Origin of the sequence: Bradyrhizobium cenepequi (assembly GCF_020329485.1) — a bacterium.
GTDB lineage: Bacteria > Pseudomonadota > Alphaproteobacteria > Rhizobiales > Xanthobacteraceae > Bradyrhizobium > Bradyrhizobium cenepequi.
In genome coordinates, this window is record NZ_JAGKJI010000133.1 from 1 (window position 1) to 1,844 (window position 1,844).

At 60.8% G+C, this 1,844-nt stretch carries 3 protein-coding genes; 2 read left to right on the forward strand and 1 reads right to left on the reverse strand.

The genetic code is table 11. From position 1 onward, the window contains the following. The first annotated feature begins 935 nt into the window (after positions 1–935). Complete coding sequence (locus J6497_RS40470) at positions 936–1,076, forward strand: hypothetical protein (RefSeq protein ID WP_225709719.1); 141 nt, start codon at positions 936–938, stop codon at positions 1,074–1,076. An 82-nt stretch (positions 1,077–1,158) separates the two neighbouring features. Here the strand turns inward: J6497_RS40470 and J6497_RS40475 are convergent, their stop codons facing one another. Further along, positions 1,159–1,428, reverse strand: a complete 270-nt coding sequence (locus tag J6497_RS40475; protein ID WP_225709720.1) for a pyridoxal-phosphate dependent enzyme — start codon at positions 1,426–1,428, stop codon at positions 1,159–1,161. A 215-nt stretch (positions 1,429–1,643) separates the two neighbouring features. Here J6497_RS40475 and J6497_RS40480 point away from each other — a divergent pair. Then, on the forward strand, positions 1,644–1,844 hold a 201-nt coding region (locus J6497_RS40480), incomplete at its 3' end, for a winged helix-turn-helix transcriptional regulator (RefSeq protein ID WP_225709721.1).

The following is a 1,844-nucleotide window of genomic DNA, read 5'->3' on the forward strand; positions in this document are numbered from 1 at the left end:
TTCCAGGCGCCGAGGGCGCGGCTTACCTCAAGCGTCGCGACAACTTCATCAGCCTCCACTTTACGAAAGCGCATCCCAAGGAGACCGGGGAGATAATCGGCGCCGGCTGCGTTCCAGGCGTCCAGTGTTTCGGGGATCTTGATATCCATTGATCTGCTCTCCTGAAATGATGCGCGGCAAGCAACGAGAGCCGTGCACCGAAAAATGTCCTCGATTCCTATGTAGGCCGTTCGAGGATATTATCGCTCCGAAATGCTGGCGCGTTGGGTGCGTAATCCGGACCGCTTCGCCGAGGTTTCTGGCGCTGACGCAGTGGGGCGAAGAACATGTCACCGGCAGAGACGCGCCGGTCGAAATCATTGATCGTCAAGGAAAGCCTCTGCGTGTACGCCTGATCGACAGTGAGGGTGCAACCGTACCATTGACCGCCGCCACGCTGAGACTGAGGAAGCCGAAGCGATAGGCATTCCAACGCTGGCCGCAGCAACGCGGAAGACGCGTCGTAGCATCCTGTTCTCCCGCACGAAGCGACGGAGCGGAACGACGGTGGACTCGGGCGACAGGCGTCGCCGCATCGTTTGCCGCGATCACACCTGTTCGTCGCGATAGCGGCTTCCGAGACGACCGAGCGGCTCGGTCTCGCGTGGCGACGCCACACCCGGGCGGCGTTCAACGAGCAAGGTCAGAATTCCATACCCCACAGACAACGCCGGTCAATCCATACTCTCTCGCAACTTCACTCATGGTTATGGAGGAACGCACCGTGTCGGCTCATCTCCTCATTCTCTATCCTATCCCCAAAGACGCCGTGGCTGTTTGAGCGCGCCTATCATGACGAGCATCTTTCCTACGCCGGCCCGAGACTCATCGGCGCGACAGGTGTCGCCACCAAGCGCGTGGTCGGGCCGGCGTTTGCGCCACCGCCCTACCATTTGATGTCCGATGTAAGCTTTCCGACGATCGATGCACTGAAAAGCTGTGCAGCGTCCAAGGGCGGCAAGGAAGCCCTGGAGCACGTCGCGTCGATCAGTTCCGGCGGCGCGCCGACGATCATCGTCGTCACCGACGAGACTTAATACTCGTGCGACACAATCCAACAGGGGCGAGGAGCCAACGCGTGACCCGCTCAAACTCTGCTTTCGTTAGCCACATCGCGCGTCATTCAGGTCTGTCGCGACGTCGCTCTGACCGTTTCGGGTCGCGGCTTCGCACGGGATATTCGACGACCGCGCCGCCAGGCTGCAATCGTCCATCGGCCTCGGGCGCCTCGATCATCGCCAGCGCCATGCGATCCTTCATGCTGCCGGTCGGATTCTCGCTTTCGAGCTTCAGCAGGATGCGAGCTCCGTTGGCGGGGACGACATGGCGCAGCGGCAACAGAGACGTGTTGCCGATGGTGTCTAGAATCGTGGCCTGGGCCGCGGTCATTGACGGTCCTATCGCTTTAGGTCGTTTCGTTCGGGTCTCATAAGAACCGGCCATGGACTGTGCCATTAGCCGGATTCAATCGGAGGGTGGGCACCTGGGCCATGCTTGCACCCTTCTAAACTTGCCACGCTCTCGCATCTTGACAGGTGCGATTGCGGCGCGGGGGTACGGATTCCGGACCTGTGCAACTCGGCCATACCTGGTAGTCTGCCGCGATGGCCGGTTATGGACAGTTTTGCTCGATCGCGCGCGCCCATGAAGTCTTGGGTGGACGCTGGACGCTGCTTGTGGTGCGGGAACTGCTCTGCGGGAGCCGACGCTTCAACGACATTCGCCGAGGCATTCCTCGCATCTCCAAAACCATGTTGTCGGAGAGGCTCCAGGAACTGATCGCTATCGGCGCAGTCGAGCGCCAC